Source organism: Nocardia halotolerans (assembly GCF_042650145.1).
In the GTDB taxonomy this organism is placed as follows: domain Bacteria; phylum Actinomycetota; class Actinomycetes; order Mycobacteriales; family Mycobacteriaceae; genus Nocardia; species Nocardia halotolerans.
The window spans coordinates 215,293-229,732 of sequence record NZ_JBHSDL010000005.1; the positions used below are offsets into that span (position 1 = coordinate 215,293).

Here is a 14,440-nt window from a genome sequence, read left to right on the forward strand (position 1 = left end):
CTAGCGCGGTCTACGGTGCCCGGGTCCGCGTGCGCGGTCAATGGCCGGGCAGCACGCAGGCCGTGTCCAGGCCCAGGACGCGATTCAGGCGGCCGAAAGCCAGCCAGGAGCCGATGCTCATGCTGAGTTCGACCACCTCGGCCTGGGTGTAGCCGGCCAGCATCCGGTTCCAGAACTCGTCGTCGAGGCCGTGGTGGTCCAAGGCGTAGCGTTCGGCGTACTCGGCGGCGAGCCTGGTTCGCGTGTCGAACAGCTCGGTGTCACGCCAGTGGGTGACGGCGTCGGCGAATTCGGGCTCGACCTTCGCACCGTCGCGTTCGGTGCGCCAGTCCTGACAGAACAGGCACCCGTTGATCTGGGCGATCCTCAGCCGGGCCGCTTCGAACTCGCGCAGACCGAGGGTGGAGTGTTCGTACACCGACAGCGAGAACGCGGCGGCCGCGACTCCGATACCGGGCACCATCTCGCCCCACACATAGCCGATGGGGTCCTTGCCCGCGGGGACATCGATGATCATGGGTGCACCTTTCCGAGTTTGCCGACCGCGGCTCGCAGCGGCACATCGAGCGCGTCGTAGAGTCCGGGTTCGGCCTCGGCCAACCAGTCGATCGCGTTGACCAATCTGCCCACCGCGGTGGCGTTTCCGCCCGCGGCCCGGTTACCGTGCACGTCGGTCGCGGCGACGGTGATCTCGATGCGCGGGTCGCCCTCGATGATCACCCGGTGCGCGCCGTCACCGTCGGGTGGCATCGGCCAATCGGTTGCGCAGCTCGGATGGATGCGGGTGACATGCTCGATGACGATGCGCGCTTCGCCCTCGACGATGCCCTGGACCTCGAACCGCACCGCACCCTGACCGCCCGCGACGAACTCCCCCATCCGTTCGGTGTGCACCGTGGCCTCCAGTGCCCGCCGGTCCAGGGTTTCGCGGATCTCGTCGAGTTCGACGCCGAGGGCCCTGGCCATCAACCGGATCTGGCCGCCCCACACCATCGTCGGCACCGACGGCGCCAGCATCGGCGGCGAATAATCCATCGGCTGGCCCATGCCCACCAGGTAGCGCACCGAGTCGGGTTGGTCGTAGGCGGAGTAGTCGAAGATCTCCTGGCAGCGCACCACGTCGACGGTGCCGCCGAGTCCGCTGATCAGCAGCGGCAGCACATCGTTGCCCCAGCCGGGGTCGACTCCGGACACGAACAGCGAACCGCCACCGTCGGCGATCGCCGCCAGCACCGGGTCGCGCACCTCGGCCGCAGCATTGCGCGGATCATAGAGCGCGTACAGCGCGGGCGTGACGACCACGGCCCCGGCCCGGATCGCCCGCACGATATCGGCGAGCGCGTCGTCGGGGCGGATGTCACCTGATGCCGCGTACACCACCGCGCGCGGTCCGGCGGCCAGGGCCGCGTCGATGTCATCGGTGGCGGTCACACCGAGGTCGGTGTCGAGTCCGGCGAGCGTGCCGGCGTCGCGGCCGACCTTGGCGGGATCGTGCACCAGGACCGCGCACAGTTCCAGCGCCGGATGGGCGGCCACACAACGAATTGCGGCGCGGCCGACATTTCCGGTGCCCCAGACGAGCGTGGGGATCATCCAGCCACCGTAGCAAGCGCTTGGTTCGATGGTGGGCGTTCCGGGAAACAGTCTCCCGTCAGCCGAGGCCCACCGTGAGCCCATCCGCCCCGATCGCAGTCGCCAACCGGTCGACCGCCGCGCTCAACTCCCGCTTCGGTAATCGCCCCTCGAACAGCGACACCACCACCTGCTCGCCGTCGAGCTCCCAGGTCCCCGCGATACGGCCCTCGACCAGTACCAGCGGTGAGATCCACCCCGCCGTCCTGCTCACCTTCGCTCGATGCGCGGCCGGTAGCAGCGTCGTATCGGCGGTACCCGGTCCGAGAACGTACTGGTCGAACGGACCGAGCAGATGGATCGCGCCATCGGGACCGGCCGCGGTGAGATCGTCGACGAATTCGGTGAGCAGCCACCCCGTCCGGCCCTGCACCTGCACTTCGGTCAGCTCGTCGCCCATCGCCGCGAACCACCCACGGACAACGGTCTTGCGCAGGCTGTTGCGACTGAGCCAGGCGTCGAAGGCTTCCGGTGTCGCCGGGCCGTAGGCCCCGAGATAGGCGCGGATCAACGTGGACGCCGCCGCTTCCGGCTCGGGTACCCCGGCCCAGCCGGGCACCAGATTCGCTGGGGCGGTGAAAGTGACCTTGGTACCACGCGCGGGCCCATGACACAGCGCGCCCTGCCAGGCCAGCGGTTTGAGCACCGCACCCCACCCGGACCGCAACTGCTCACCCAGATGGGCGAAACCGGGTTCGGCGAGCACCGCGTCGACGAGCTCCTCGCGGGTCAGCACCCGATCGGCGAGCACACCGGAGACCACCTCCACCAGGGCCGCCACCTGCTCGGGGGTCGCACCGAACGTCTTCTGCCACGACGGTTTCTCCCAGGTGCGAGCCGACCCGATCAGCGACAGCGCCGCCGCGGCCTGCTCGGGCGCCATCGCGTGCAGGGTGCCGCGCATCGCCCACGTCTTCACCAGCGTGCCCGCGGCCAGCGCTTCGGCGACCGCGTTCGGGCGCGGTGGGGCACTGCGCACCGCGACCGCTGTTTCCGCCGCCGAGGCCACCTGCGCCTGCACCCCGCCCAGTCGTGCGGCGACGTCCTCGGCGGGCCTCTCGGTCGGCTCGGTGACGAACTGGCGACCCAACCGCCATGCGAAAACCTGCTCCCACCCGACACTCAGCATGCTCGCCGCCCCCTGTCATCGACCCGTTGGACGAGCTCATCAGATCAGATCCCTCCGACAAGTACGGCTGGGCGCGTGGTTGCCGTCGATCGCACGCCGTGACGGAGGACACCGCACCTGCGTGTCACGCTGGTCCACTGAGCGGTGTCTCCAAGAGTGTCCAGCAACGCAGTGGAACGAAAGGGCTATCCCATGAAGGTCATCCTCGTGTGCGAGTCGGTGTCGCACGGCAACACCCAGCGGGTCGCCGAGGCCATGAGCGAAGTGCTCGGGGGCCGGGTCGTCGCCCCCGGCGCCATCGATGCGGCCGAGCTCGCCGACTGTGATCTCGTCGGCTTCGGTTCGGGCATCTTCACCATGGATTTCCACCCGGAACTGCGCCGATTCATCGCCTCGCTGCCGCCACGACAGCGGGGCAGGGCATTCGTGTTCCGCACCAGCGGATTCGCCGAGCCACCGTTTCGCCGCTATGTCAGCACCCTGACCCGCGACCTCGAAGACAAGGGCTTCGAGGTGGTCGGCGGCTTCGGCTGCCGCGGTTATGACACCTGGCTGCCGCTTCGCCTCGTCGGTGGCATCCGCAAGGGCCACCCCGACGCCACCGACCTCACCGCGGCCCGCGAGTTCGCCGAAACCCTGCGTACCCAGCTCACGACGTAACCGTTCTCGTCGGACATCGATGCGAACATATGTTCGTGTCCGATTCCGCCGCCGTGCGCCGCCCGCGCATCCAGTCCCGCGCCGAGGCGACGATCCTGCACGCCGACCTCGACTCGTTCTACGCCTCGGTCGAACAACGCGATCAGCGGTGGTTGCGGGGCAAACCGGTGCTGGTGGGTGGCGGGGTGGTGCTGGCGGCCAGTTACGAGGCCAAAGCGTTCGGTGTGCGCACGCCGATGAACGTGGGTCAGGCGCTGCGGTTGTGCCCGCACGCGGTGGTCGTGCCACCGCGGATGTCGGCCTACGCGGCGGCGAGCGAGGCGGTGTTCGCGGTGTTTCACGACACCACCCCGCTGGTGGAGGGCATCTCCATCGACGAAGCGTTCCTGGACGTGGGTGGGTTGCGGCGGATCAGCGGCGAACCCGTCGAGATCGCCCACCGGTTGCGCGCCGAGATCGCCACGAAGGTCGGGCTGCCCATCTCGGTCGGCATCGCGGGAACCAAGTTCCTGGCCAAGGTGGCATCGGCGGACGCCAAACCCGACGGGTTGCGCCTGGTCGAACCCGGCCGCGAACTCGACTTCCTGCACCCGCTTCCGGTGCAACGGTTGTGGGGCGTCGGCAAGGTCACCGCCGCCGCCCTGCACGCCAACGGCATCACCCGCATCGGTCAGCTCGCCGAACTCGGCGAACCCCATCTGCGTGCCATCCTCGGGCCGGCCGCCGCCCGCCACCTGTTCGCCCTGGCCTGGGCCCGCGACCCACGACGCGTGGAAACCGGCAGACGCCGCCGCTCGATCGGCGCCCAGCGCGCCCTCGGCCGACGCGGGCGGGCACCCGAGGAGATCGCCGCCTACCTCGACGGTCTCACCGACCGGCTCGGGCGCCGCCTGCGCGCCGCCGACCGGTCGTGCCGAACAGTGGTGTTGCGCCTGCGGTTCGACGACTTCTCCCGCGCCACCCGCTCGCACACCCTGCTCGAGGCCACCGACGCCACCGCCTCGATCCGTCACGCGGCCCGGCTACTGCTCGACACCGCCCAGCCACTCGTCACCGAACGCGGCCTCACCCTGATCGGACTGTCGCTGACCAACCTCGACGACGCCGGCCCCAGGCAACTGACGCTGCCGCTCGAGCCGCGCGCCGAGAACACCCTCGACGCCACCCTCGACGATCTGCGCCGCCGCTTCGGCTCGACCGCGGTCACCCGTGCGGCGCTGCTGAAGACCGGTGAGGGCTTGTCGGTGCCGCTGCTGCCCGACTGATCACAGGTACCGTTTGGGCCGTTTGTCCATCAACCGCAAGATCAGCGGGGTGAAGATCAACTGCATCGCCAGTTCCATCTTCCCGCCCGGCACCACGATGCAGTTGGTCCGCGACATGAACGAGTCGTGCAGCATCGACAGCAGGTACGGGAAGTCGATCACCTTCGGGTCCGCGAACCGGATCACCACGAAACTCTCGTCAGCGGTCGGAATGCTGCGCGCGACGAACGGATTGGAGGTGTCCACCGTCGGCACCCGCTGAAAGTTCACGTAGGTGCGCGAGAACTGCGGACAGATGTACTTCACGTAGTCGGGCATGCGGCGCAGGATCGTGTCGATCACCGCCTCACTGGAATAGCCGCGATGGTTCTTGTCGCGGTACACCTTCTGGATCCACTCCAGGTTGATGATCGGCACCACGCCCACCAGCAGATCGGTGTGCCGGGCGATGTCGACGGTGTCGGTCACCGCGGCGCCGTGCAGACCCTCGTAGAACAGCAGGTCGGTGCCGGGAGCCAGTTCCTCCCACGGGGTGAAGGTCCCCGCGGGCTGCCCGTGGGGTTTGGCCTCCTCGTCGTCGTGCAGGTACTTGCGCACCTGCCCGACACCGGATTCGCCGTACTCGCGAAACAGCGCCTCGAGTTCGGGCAGCAGATTCGCGTCCTCCCCGAAATGGGAGAACGGGGTGTTGCTGTGCTGCTCGGCCTCGGCCATCGCCAGCTTCATCTCCGCACGGTCGTAGCGGTGGAACGAATCGCCCTCCACGACCACCGCGCTGATCTCCTCGCGCCGGAAGATCTCCTGGAAAGTCCGGGTGACACTGGTCGTCCCGGCACCGGAGGACCCGGTGATCGCGACAACGGGATGTTTGATCGACATAGCCGACTCCTAGGTGCGCTGATCGTGCTTGGCCGGGCGGAACAGCGACCGCGAGCCGAACAGCGAACTGTCGAAACTCGGGCCCGCGTCCGGTTCGCTGTGATAGCGCTCGATGCGCAGCACCTCGTTGCGGGAACCGAAGATGAACGGCACCCGCTGATGCACCTGAGCCGGGGGCACCAGCATCACCCGATCGTGGCCGGTGGTCGCCGCCCCACCGGCCTGCTCGACGATGAACGCGATCGGGTTGGCCCCGTAGAGCAGCGACACCCGCCCGGGCCGAGCCGGATTGCGGGTGTCACGCGGGTACAGGTACAGCCCGCCCCTGGTCAGGATGTGGAAGGTGTCGGCGACCAGCGACGCCACCCAGCGCATGTTGAAATCACGACCCCGTGGACCGTCCACCCCTTCCAGGCATTCCTGCACATACCGGCGCACCGGCCGCTCCCAGAACCGCTCGTTGGCGGCGTTGATCGCGAAACCGGAGGTGTCGACGGGGATGCGCATATCCGGGTGGGTCAGCACGAACGCCCCGATCTCCCGATCGAGAGTGAACCCGTCGACCCCGCTGCCGGTGGTGAGTACCAGCATCGTGGCCGGCCCGTACAGGGTGAACCCGGCACCCACCTGCTCCACGCCGGGTTGCAGGAAGTCCGCGTCGGCCGGGGCAGCGGTGCCCTCGAACACCGGTTGCGGGGTGCGCAGGATGCTGAATATCGAGCCGACCGGCAGGTTCACGTCGATATTGCTCGACCCGTCCAGGGCATCGTAGGCCAGCAGATACTTGCCGCGCCGCTGTGTGGCGGGCACCGGTGGCGCGGTGGCGCGCCGCTCGGACAGCAGACCCGACAGATGCCCGGTCCACTGGGTCTGGGCCACCATGATGTCGTCGGTGAGCGCGTCCAGGCGTCTGCTCACCGACAGCGGCTCCTCCTCGCCACCGGTACCGATGATCGCGCCGCGGGTCACCTGATTGGCGATGATCTTGGTGGCGGTGGCCACCACATTGACCAGCGAGGAGAACTCCCCCGACGAACCGGGATGACGGTGTTCCTGCTCGATCGTGTAGCGGGTGAGAGTTTTCAATCCGTTCGGCATGGCGACGCGAGCACCTCCGGTTCCGGTTCGGCGAACACGCTGCTGCCGAACACGTCTCGATCGCACAGGGTGATCAGGTCGTCCCTGGACAAGGGCCGTGCGGCCGCCACCAACCGTGCGGCCTGCCGCAACCGGCAACGATCGATCGCATTGCGCACACTGCGCGCGTTGGAGAACCGCGGGCGCCGCATCCGCACCGTCAGGTACTGCGCGAACGCGGCGTGCGCGGCGGCGTCGAAGCGGAAGTTCTGCTCGGCCACCATCAACTCCGCGATCCCGAGCAGTTCGGCGTGGGTGTAGTCGCTGAACTCCAGATGATGGGCCACCCGCGAGGACAACCCCGGATTGGCCGAGAAGAACCGGTCCATCCGATCCGGGTAACCGGCGAAGATCACCACCAGACTGGCCCGCTCGTTCTCCATCTCCTGCAACAGGATCTCGATCACCTCCTGGCCGTAATCGCGTTCGTTCTCCGGCCGGAACAGGTAATAGGCCTCGTCGATGAACAGCACCCCGCCGGCGGCCTTGGCAATGGCCTCCTTGGTCTTGGGCGCGGTGTGCCCGATGAACTGCCCGACCAGATCGTCGCGGGTCACCGTGTGCACCTTGGGTTTACGGATGTAGCCCAGGGCGTGCAGCATCTGCGCCATCCGCAGCGCGACCGTCGTCTTCCCGGTGCCGGGGCCACCGGTGAAACTCATGTGCATCGTCGGGCGCGACGCCTCCAACCCGAAACGCCGCCGGGCCCGATCGATCAGCAGCAGCGCCGCGATCTCGCGCACCCGCTGTTTCACCTTCGCCAACCCGATCAGCTCGCCGTCCAGGGCCGCCAACGTGTCGGCCACATCGTGGCCGGCCAGATCCAGCGACAGATCCAGCAGCGCATCCTCGCTCAACAGTTCCTCGGCCGCGGTGCCCGGCGGGGGCGACGGCCGGACGTCGGTGACGCCCGGCCGCGGCAACCGGAATCCGTTGGCGGACCCGTCAGCCCCCATACCGGTGGCCCTGCGGACGATCGGTGGCATAGGAGCGCACGCTGTAGACCTGACGGCGATCGGCCGCCTCCGCGCGCACCAGTTCGAAACCGGGCTCCTCGGCGGGGCGCTGCACCAGGAAACTCAGCGCGGTGGTCTGCTTGGTGTAGGTGGCGTCATAGGCGTTGACCCGCACGTAATGGCGCGGGAACGTCGCCCGGCAGGCGTTGATCTCGGCCAGCACCCCGTCGGGTTCGTCCAGATCGAACAGCGGCAACCCCCACATCTCCCAATAGGTGTTGCGCGGGTGCGGATCGTCGGTGTACTCGATCGACACCGGCCAGTTGTTCAGCAACGCGTACCGCACCTGGGCGGCGATCTCGTCGTCGGTGAGTTCGGGCAGATACGAGAACGTCCCGTGTCGCAGATACATGATCGGCTCCCTTACAGGCTCGGAGTCGGCACCGCGTCGGGTGCGTCGGTGGAGGTGTAATCGAAGGTGACATCACCCCAGGTCGCCAGCGCGACCTCGAGGGAACGGCACGTCGAGGCCGCCGTGCGCAGCACATCCGGGCCTTCCTTCAGCAGGTCTCGGCCCTCGTTGCGCGCCTTGACCATCGCTTCCAGAGCCACCCGGTTGGCTTCGGCGCCCGCGGCGATCCCGAGCGGGTGCCCGATCGTGCCGCCACCGAACTGCAGGATCACATCGTCGTTGAACAGGTCCAGCAACTGATGCATCTGACCGGCATGGATACCGCCGGAAGCCACCGGCATCACCCCCGGCAGACTCGCCCACTCCTGATCGAAGAAGATGCCGTTGCCCGGGTTGGCCGGAATGCTGTTCTCCCGCAAGGTGTCGTAGAAACCGCGGGTGGTCGCCGGATCGCCTTCCAATTTGCCCACCACGGTCCCCGCGTGCAGATGATCGACCCCGATCAACCGGCACCACTTGGCCAGCACCCGGAAACTCACGCCGTGCGTCTTCTGCCGGGTGAACGTCGAATGCCCCGCACGGTGCAGGTGCAGCAGCACACCGTTGCGCCGCGCCCACTTCGACATCGACTGCATCGCGCTGTAGCCGACGGTCAGGTCCATCATGATCACCACGCTGCCGATTTCCTTGGCGAACTCGGCCCGCTCGTACATGTCCTCCATGTCGGCGGCGGTGACGTTGAGGTAATGACCCTTGATCTCGCCGGTCTCGGCCATCGCCCGGTTCACCCCCTCCATCGCGAACAGGTAGCGGTCGCGCCAGCGCATGAACGGCTGGGAGTTGATGTTCTCGTCGTCCTTGGTGAAGTCCAGCCCGCCCTTGCAGGCCTCATAGACCACCCGTCCGTAATTGCGCGCCGACAAACCGAGTTTCGGTTTCACCGTGGCACCCAGCAGTGGCCTGCCGTATTTGTTGAGATATTCGCGTTCCATCACCGTGCCGTGCGGCGGACCCTGGAAGGTCTTGACATAGGCCACCGGAATACGCATGTCCTCGAGCCGCAGTGCCAGCAACGGTTTGAAACCGAAGACATTACCGATGATCGAGGAAGTCAGGTTGGTGATCGACCCTTCTTCGAAAAGATCCAGATCGTAGGCGATATAGGCGAAGTACTCGCCGGCCCGGCCGGGCACCTCCTCGACCCGGTAACACTTGGCCTGATACTTCGAGTGCGCGGTGAGCCGATCGGTCCAAACGACAGTCCAAGTGGCAGTGGACGATTCGCCGGCAACCGCGGCGGCCGCTTCGATCGGGTCCACCCCGGGCTGCGGGGTCACCCGGAACACCGCCAGCACGTCGGTATCGGCGGGTACATAGTCCGGGGCGTAATAACCCATGGAAGCGTAGGACTGAACACCCGGATCCCAACGATCCCGTTCGGTTTCATCCGTCATGGTTCCTCCTGCATGGAATCGGGTGGGCCCGTTGCGAATTCCAGGATGAGGGGTGCGACCGACGGAAACAATCAGTAAGTTTCCGACAACGCTCAACCGAAACGTTGAGTTTGCTACCGTCGGGTATGGGCAGGGTCAGTGCGGGGCGCATGGAAACATTTCTCGCCGTCGCCCGCCTGGGTTCGATCCGCCGCGCGGCCGCGGAACTGCACGTCACCGAAGCCGCCGTCTCCGCCGCGGTCACCCATGTCGAAAAGCAGTTGGGCGCCAAACTGATCGCGCGCTCGGGGCGCGGGATCGCCCTCACCGAAGCGGGCCGGGTCTATGCCGAGTACTGCCGCGGCATCCTGGGCCTGATGAAGGAAGCCCACGCCGCCGTGCGCCAAGCCGACGCCGGTCGGTTGCGCATCGGGGTGGTCGCCACCGCGGGCGAATCGGTGGTGCTGCGCCCGCTGGCCTCGTTCCGCCGCCGCTACCCCGGGGTGGAACTGAGCCTGTCCATCCAGCCCCGCGACGTGCTGTTCGCCGAGTTACAGCACCACGAAACCGATCTCGTGATCGCCGGACGCCCGCCCCACGACGCGAATCTGGTCATCCAGGCCCGCCGGCCCAGCACCCTGGTCGTGGTGGGCACCGACGCACCGGATCCCCGCCACACCACCTGGCTGCTGCGCGGTAGCGGGTCGGGCACTCGCGAAGCCACCCTCGCCCTGATCGACCGCCTCCAGATCGACCCGCCCACCCTCACTCTGGGCTCGCACGGCGCCGTCATCGCCGCCGCCCGCGAAGGGCTCGGCATCACCCTGATCCACTCCGACGCCGTCGGCGAGCACCTGCGCACCGGCGCCCTGCACACCCTCGACGTCCCCGGCACCCCGCTCGACCGCGCCTGGCACGCCGTCACGACCCCCACCCCCACCCTCACCACCCGGCTGTTCCTGGCCCACCTCATCGACCCCACCGAAACCGGCCCCGACGACGCCTTCCATGCCGCCACCGGACCCTGAGTCCCTGTGTCGCGCACGATCCTCCGGCTCCGCGGCGGATCCGGCGAAGCCGCCACGGAGTTCCGCGCTGCCGACGTAGGATCCGGGAGTGGCCGAATCGAATGGTTCCACCCCGCTGCGTGTGCTGGTCTACAGCAACGATGCCGATACCCGTCAACAGGTGATCCTCGCACTGGGGCGTAAGCCACGGGCGGATCTGCCGGAACTCGAGTACCTCGAGGTGGCCACCGCGCCGGTGGTGATCGAGCAGATGGATGCCGGTGGGATCGATCTGGCGATTCTCGACGGTGAGTCCGCGCCGGCGGGTGGGCTCGGGATCGCCAAGCAGCTCAAGGACGAGATCGAGCAGTGCCCGCCCGTGGTGGTGCTCACCGGCCGCCCCGATGACGCCTGGCTGGCGAACTGGTCGCGGGCCGAGGCTTCTGTTTCGCACCCGATCGACCCCATGCAGCTCACCCGCGCGGTCGCGGGGGTCCTGCACGCGCGCTGACGCGCAGTGTCCCGATCCGTCGGATAGTCGACGGCACCTCCCTGTTTCCGGAACCACTGGTAACCCCAGTGGTTATCGGTCGTGGGCACACGACGGATTACCCCCGTTTCACTCATGAATCCCTGTACTGAAATCGATCAAACCTGAGCTCGGAAACGCGCGGCGCACCACCGAAACGGCGGTAGTCTGTGCTCTAGCTCACACGAGCGCGGGCTCCTGTATAACGCTCCGCCATCGCTGCACAGCCTTGCGCGAGCCCCGGTTCGGCGGACAACGTTGTCGGCCCCGTCTCGCGCAAAGCTGCCGTCCGCGGCCGGGCCCACACGGCTCGGTCGGCTCCAGCGAGGGAGGGGAAGTGCAGTCGTGAACATCGAGGTACCCGCACTCGTACTCGGCGCCATCGCCGCGGCGTTCGCGGTGTTCTCCGTCATCATGGCGGCGCTGGTCGGCCCCAAGCGATACAACCGGGCCAAGCTCGAACCCTACGAATGCGGCATCGAGCCCACCCCGCACGCCATCGCGGGCGGCCCCGGAAACGCGGGCGGACAACGCTTCCCGGTGAAGTACTACCTCACCGCGATGCTGTTCATCATCTTCGACATCGAGATCGTGTTCCTCTACCCGTGGGCCGTGCATTTCGATGCGCTCGGGCTGTTCGGGTTCGCCGCGATGGCGCTGTTCATCGTCAATGTGTCGGTCGCCTACGCCTACGAATGGCGTCGCGGCGGCCTCAGCTGGGAATGAGTGGGAAATAATGGGTCTGGAAGAGAAACTGCCCAGCGGGTTCCTGCTGAGCACCGTCGAAGACTTCGCCGGCTACCTGCGCAAGGGCTCGCTGTGGCCGGCCACGTTCGGGCTGGCGTGCTGCGCGATCGAGATGATGGCCACCGGCGCCGGACGATTCGACATCGCCCGCTTCGGGATGGAGGCCTTCCGCGCCTCCCCCCGTCAAGCCGATCTGATGATCGTCGCGGGCCGGGTGAGCCAGAAGATGGCACCGGTGCTGCGCCAGGTCTACGACCAGATGACCGAACCGAAATGGGTGCTGGCCATGGGGGTCTGCGCGTCCTCGGGCGGAATGTTCAACAACTACGCGGTCGTACAGGGCGTCGACCACGTGGTCCCCGTCGACATCTATCTGCCCGGCTGCCCACCGCGCCCGGAGATGCTGCTCAACGCGATCCTCGCCCTGCACGCCAAGATCGCCGAGATGCCGATGGGCGTCAACCGGGAAGAGGCCGTGCGCGCCGCCGAACAGGCCGCGCTCGCCAGCACACCCACCATCCGGATGGAGGGTCTGCTGCGATGACCTTCGACTCACCCGACAACACCGAGGACAACAACAACTCCGGCGGACCCGACGGCCCGGAGGAAACCGCGGCCACGCCGCCGCCCCCCGAGCCGGAGCCGGCCGAGGACGAGGTGATCGGCACCCGCCGCGGCATGTTCGGGGCCCAGGGCACCGGTGACACCTCCGGCTACGGCGGACTGGTCGAACCGGTCGCGCTGCCCGGCGGCACCCCACCGCCCTACGGCAGCTGGTTCGACGCGTTCGTCGGTTCACTGCGCGCCGCACTCACCCAGCGGGTGATCGCCTTCGACACCGTCATCGAGAAGGTCGTCGTCTTCCGCGACGAACTGACCCTGCACGTGCGCCGCGAACACCTGCTCGAGGTCGCCTCCGCCCTGCGCGACGACAACGCGCTGCGTTTCGAGTTGTGCCTGGGCGTCAGCGGCGTGCACTACCCCGACGAAGCGGGCCGTGAGCTGCACGCGGTCTATCACCTGCTCTCGATCACCCACAACCGCCGGGTGCGGGTGGAGGTGTCGGTACCCGACGCCGACCCCCACCTGCCCTCGCTGTTCTCGGTATATCCGACCAACGACTGGCACGAACGCGAAACCTACGACTTCTTCGGCATCGTCTTCGACGGGCACCCCTCGCTCACCCGCATCCTGATGCCCGACGACTGGCGGGGCCACCCGCAGCGCAAGGACTACCCGCTCGGCGGGATCCCGGTGGAGTACAAGGGCGCGCGGATACCGCCGCCCGACGAGCGCAGGAGTTACAGCTGATGACCGATACCGATTTCCGCCGCGACGAACCGCCGGTCGTCACCGTCGCCGGCCAGGACTGGGACCAGGTCGCCGAGGCCGTCGAGGGTGCGGCCGAAGAGCGCATCGTCGTCAACATGGGTCCCCAGCACCCCTCCACCCACGGAGTGCTGCGCCTGATCCTCGAGATCGAGGGCGAGACCGTCACCGAAGCCCGCTGCGGCATCGGCTACCTGCACACCGGCATCGAGAAGAACCTGGAATTCCGCCCCTGGATCCAGGGCGTCACCTTCGTGACCCGGATGGACTACCTGTCGCCGTTCTTCAACGAAGCCGCCTACTGCCTGGGCGTGGAGAAGCTGCTCGACATCACCGAGCAGATCCCCGAACGCGCCACCGTGGTGCGGGTACTGCTGATGGAGCTCAACCGCATCTCCTCGCACCTGGTGGCACTGGCCACCGGTGGCATGGAATTGGGCGCGCTCACCCCGATGCTGTTCGGCTTCCGCGAACGCGAACTCATCCTCGACGTCTTCGAATCCATCACCGGCCTGCGGATGAACCACGCCTACATCCGTCCCGGCGGCCTCGCCCAAGACCTGCCCGACGACGGCATCACCAAGGTCCGTGAACTGCTCGAGGTGCTGCCGGGGCGGCTGCGCGACATGGAACACCTGCTCAGCGCCAACCCGATCTGGAAGAAGCGCACCCAGGACATCGGCTACCTCGACCTGACCGGGTGCATGGCGCTGGGCATCACCGGACCGGTGCTGCGGGCCACCGGTCTGCCGCACGACCTGCGCAAGTCCGCGCCGTACTGCGGATACGAGAACTACGAATTCGACGTCCCGACCACCACGGGCTGCGACTGTTTCGGCCGCTACCTGATCCGGGTCGCCGAGATGCGGGAATCGCTCAAGATCGTCGAACAGTGCCTGGACCGGTTGCGGCCCGGGCCGGTGATGATCGACGACAAGAAGATCGCCTGGCCCGCCGACCTGCAGGTGGGCCCCGACGGACTGGGCAACTCCCCGCAGCACATCGGCAAGATCATGGGTACCTCGATGGAATCGCTGATCCACCACTTCAAGATCGTCACCGAAGGCATCAGAGTGCCCGCCGGGCAGGTGTATACGGCGGTGGAGTCCCCGCGCGGGGAACTGGGCGTGCACATGGTCAGCGACGGCAGTACGCGCCCGTTCCGGGTGCACTACCGCGACCCCTCGTTCACCAATTTGCAGGCGGTGGCCGCGATGTGCGAGGGCGGCATGCTCGCCGACGTCATCGCCTCGGTCGCCAGCATCGACCCCGTGATGGGGGGAGTCGACCGATGACAGCCGGCTTGCCCGCGCGCACCGACCAAC

Annotated in this window: 16 protein-coding genes; 8 read left to right on the forward strand and 8 right to left on the reverse strand. The window is 67.5% G+C overall.

The window, feature by feature from the left end; all coding sequences use genetic code 11:
- Positions 1 to 37 precede the first annotated feature (37 nt).
- The 3 genes from ACFO5K_RS05125 to ACFO5K_RS05135 are packed head-to-tail and all read right to left on the reverse strand — an operon-like array spanning position 38 to position 2,761.
- Complete coding sequence (locus tag ACFO5K_RS05125; protein WP_378556434.1) at positions 38 to 517, reverse strand: carboxymuconolactone decarboxylase family protein; 480 nt, start codon at positions 515 to 517, stop codon at positions 38 to 40.
- A complete protein-coding gene (locus tag ACFO5K_RS05130; RefSeq protein WP_378556437.1) occupies positions 514 to 1,593 on the reverse strand; it encodes an NAD(P)H-dependent amine dehydrogenase family protein in 1,080 nt (359 codons plus the stop codon). The genes ACFO5K_RS05125 and ACFO5K_RS05130 overlap by 4 nt, the downstream gene beginning before the upstream one ends.
- Before the next feature lie 58 nt (positions 1,594 to 1,651).
- Positions 1,652 to 2,761: a winged helix DNA-binding domain-containing protein gene (locus ACFO5K_RS05135; RefSeq protein ID WP_378556440.1), complete on the reverse strand. Its 1,110-nt coding sequence runs from the start codon at positions 2,759 to 2,761 to the stop codon at positions 1,652 to 1,654.
- A gap of 192 nt (positions 2,762 to 2,953) precedes the next feature.
- Here ACFO5K_RS05135 and ACFO5K_RS05140 point away from each other — a divergent pair, with 192 nt between their 5' ends.
- A complete protein-coding gene (locus ACFO5K_RS05140; RefSeq protein WP_378556442.1) occupies positions 2,954 to 3,421 on the forward strand; it encodes a flavodoxin family protein in 468 nt (155 codons plus the stop codon).
- Positions 3,422 to 3,450: 29 nt separating this feature from the next.
- A complete protein-coding gene (gene dinB, locus ACFO5K_RS05145) occupies positions 3,451 to 4,686 on the forward strand; it encodes a DNA polymerase IV (RefSeq protein ID WP_378556445.1) in 1,236 nt (411 codons plus the stop codon).
- On the opposite strand, the gene ACFO5K_RS05150 is transcribed toward dinB, so the two are convergent.
- The 5 genes from ACFO5K_RS05150 to ACFO5K_RS05170 are packed head-to-tail and all read right to left on the reverse strand — an operon-like array spanning position 4,687 to position 9,524.
- Positions 4,687 to 5,565 carry a phosphoribulokinase gene (locus tag ACFO5K_RS05150; protein ID WP_378556448.1) on the reverse strand — a complete coding sequence of 293 codons (879 nt, stop codon included), beginning with the start codon at positions 5,563 to 5,565 and terminating at the stop codon, positions 4,687 to 4,689.
- Positions 5,566 to 5,574: 9 nt separating this feature from the next.
- Positions 5,575 to 6,663, reverse strand: coding sequence for a class 1 fructose-bisphosphatase (locus ACFO5K_RS05155; RefSeq protein ID WP_378556451.1), 1,089 nt, complete (start codon positions 6,661 to 6,663; stop codon positions 5,575 to 5,577).
- On the reverse strand, positions 6,648 to 7,688 hold the full coding sequence (locus ACFO5K_RS05160; protein ID WP_378556454.1) for an AAA family ATPase: 1,041 nt from the start codon (positions 7,686 to 7,688) through the stop codon (positions 6,648 to 6,650). Before ACFO5K_RS05160 ends, ACFO5K_RS05155 begins: the two co-directional genes overlap by 16 nt.
- Positions 7,648 to 8,070 carry a ribulose bisphosphate carboxylase small subunit gene (locus tag ACFO5K_RS05165; protein ID WP_378556457.1) on the reverse strand — a complete coding sequence of 141 codons (423 nt, stop codon included), beginning with the start codon at positions 8,068 to 8,070 and terminating at the stop codon, positions 7,648 to 7,650. The genes ACFO5K_RS05160 and ACFO5K_RS05165 overlap by 41 nt, the downstream gene beginning before the upstream one ends.
- Positions 8,071 to 8,081: 11 nt before the next feature.
- Complete coding sequence (locus ACFO5K_RS05170) at positions 8,082 to 9,524, reverse strand: form I ribulose bisphosphate carboxylase large subunit (RefSeq protein WP_378556459.1); 1,443 nt, start codon at positions 9,522 to 9,524, stop codon at positions 8,082 to 8,084.
- A gap of 125 nt (positions 9,525 to 9,649) precedes the next feature.
- On the opposite strand from ACFO5K_RS05170, the gene ACFO5K_RS05175 reads away from it, so the two are divergent.
- From ACFO5K_RS05175 to ACFO5K_RS05200, 6 genes are all read left to right on the forward strand, one after another.
- Positions 9,650 to 10,531, forward strand: a complete 882-nt coding sequence (locus ACFO5K_RS05175) for a LysR family transcriptional regulator (RefSeq protein WP_378556462.1) — start codon at positions 9,650 to 9,652, stop codon at positions 10,529 to 10,531.
- A gap of 88 nt (positions 10,532 to 10,619) precedes the next feature.
- The gene (locus tag ACFO5K_RS05180; RefSeq protein WP_378556465.1) at positions 10,620 to 11,021 is read left to right on the forward strand and encodes an Rv3143 family two-component system response regulator; all 402 of its coding nucleotides are present in this window, start codon (positions 10,620 to 10,622) and stop codon (positions 11,019 to 11,021) included.
- Between the two features lie 363 nt (positions 11,022 to 11,384).
- Complete coding sequence (locus ACFO5K_RS05185; protein ID WP_378556468.1) at positions 11,385 to 11,765, forward strand: NADH-quinone oxidoreductase subunit A; 381 nt, start codon at positions 11,385 to 11,387, stop codon at positions 11,763 to 11,765.
- A gap of 10 nt (positions 11,766 to 11,775) precedes the next feature.
- Complete coding sequence (locus tag ACFO5K_RS05190; RefSeq protein WP_378556471.1) at positions 11,776 to 12,330, forward strand: NuoB/complex I 20 kDa subunit family protein; 555 nt, start codon at positions 11,776 to 11,778, stop codon at positions 12,328 to 12,330.
- Positions 12,327 to 13,097, forward strand: a complete 771-nt coding sequence (locus ACFO5K_RS05195) for an NADH-quinone oxidoreductase subunit C (protein WP_378556474.1) — start codon at positions 12,327 to 12,329, stop codon at positions 13,095 to 13,097. Before ACFO5K_RS05190 ends, ACFO5K_RS05195 begins: the two co-directional genes overlap by 4 nt.
- Complete coding sequence (locus ACFO5K_RS05200; protein ID WP_378556477.1) at positions 13,097 to 14,410, forward strand: NADH-quinone oxidoreductase subunit D; 1,314 nt, start codon at positions 13,097 to 13,099, stop codon at positions 14,408 to 14,410. The genes ACFO5K_RS05195 and ACFO5K_RS05200 overlap by 1 nt, the downstream gene beginning before the upstream one ends.
- Positions 14,411 to 14,440: the final 30 nt, after the last annotated feature.

Coding starts and splice junctions, on each gene's coding strand:
- ACFO5K_RS05155 (WP_378556451.1), bottom strand. CDS start 6,663: ATGCCGAACGGATTGAAAACTCTCACCCGCTACACGATCGAGCAGGAA.
- ACFO5K_RS05125 (WP_378556434.1), bottom strand. CDS start 517: ATGATCATCGATGTCCCCGCGGGCAAGGACCCCATCGGCTATGTGTGG.
- ACFO5K_RS05175 (WP_378556462.1), top strand. CDS start 9,650: ATGGGCAGGGTCAGTGCGGGGCGCATGGAAACATTTCTCGCCGTCGCC.
- ACFO5K_RS05150 (WP_378556448.1), bottom strand. CDS start 5,565: ATGTCGATCAAACATCCCGTTGTCGCGATCACCGGGTCCTCCGGTGCC.
- dinB (WP_378556445.1), top strand. CDS start 3,451: ATGTTCGTGTCCGATTCCGCCGCCGTGCGCCGCCCGCGCATCCAGTCC.
- ACFO5K_RS05200 (WP_378556477.1), top strand. CDS start 13,097: ATGACCGATACCGATTTCCGCCGCGACGAACCGCCGGTCGTCACCGTC.
- ACFO5K_RS05190 (WP_378556471.1), top strand. CDS start 11,776: ATGGGTCTGGAAGAGAAACTGCCCAGCGGGTTCCTGCTGAGCACCGTC.
- ACFO5K_RS05165 (WP_378556457.1), bottom strand. CDS start 8,070: ATGTATCTGCGACACGGGACGTTCTCGTATCTGCCCGAACTCACCGAC.
- ACFO5K_RS05195 (WP_378556474.1), top strand. CDS start 12,327: ATGACCTTCGACTCACCCGACAACACCGAGGACAACAACAACTCCGGC.
- ACFO5K_RS05130 (WP_378556437.1), bottom strand. CDS start 1,593: ATGATCCCCACGCTCGTCTGGGGCACCGGAAATGTCGGCCGCGCCGCA.
- ACFO5K_RS05135 (WP_378556440.1), bottom strand. CDS start 2,761: ATGCTGAGTGTCGGGTGGGAGCAGGTTTTCGCATGGCGGTTGGGTCGC.
- ACFO5K_RS05140 (WP_378556442.1), top strand. CDS start 2,954: ATGAAGGTCATCCTCGTGTGCGAGTCGGTGTCGCACGGCAACACCCAG.
- ACFO5K_RS05160 (WP_378556454.1), bottom strand. CDS start 7,688: ATGCCACCGATCGTCCGCAGGGCCACCGGTATGGGGGCTGACGGGTCC.
- ACFO5K_RS05170 (WP_378556459.1), bottom strand. CDS start 9,524: ATGACGGATGAAACCGAACGGGATCGTTGGGATCCGGGTGTTCAGTCC.